General features: G+C 71.1%; 1 protein-coding gene. It reads left to right on the top strand.

Annotation, left to right across the window (positions count from 1 at the left end):
- Nucleotides 1-266: hypothetical protein (locus ACPGXI_RS17755; protein WP_526655308.1), on the top strand; the 266-nt coding region annotated here is incomplete at both ends.

Here is a 266-nt window from a genome sequence, read left to right on the forward strand (position 1 = left end):
GGCACCGAGGTCGCAGTGGGCGACGGTACGGCCGCCGCAGGCGACGACGAGGGCACCGCAGCGGGCGATGACGAGGGCGCCGGGGCCGACGAGGGCGCCGCAGCAGACGATTCAGCCGCGACCGACGTCGAGGTGTTGGGCACAGGTGACGGTGTTGTCGTCGGAGACGGCGACACAGTCGAAGACGGTGATGCGGTGCCAGCCGAACTGGTCTGTGTCGGCGCCGTCGTCCCGGAAGGTGCCGTCGTCCCCGAGGGTGCAGTTGT

Origin of the sequence: Mycobacterium sp., assembly GCF_049608025.1 — a bacterium.
Classification (GTDB): domain Bacteria; phylum Actinomycetota; class Actinomycetes; order Mycobacteriales; family Mycobacteriaceae; genus Mycobacterium.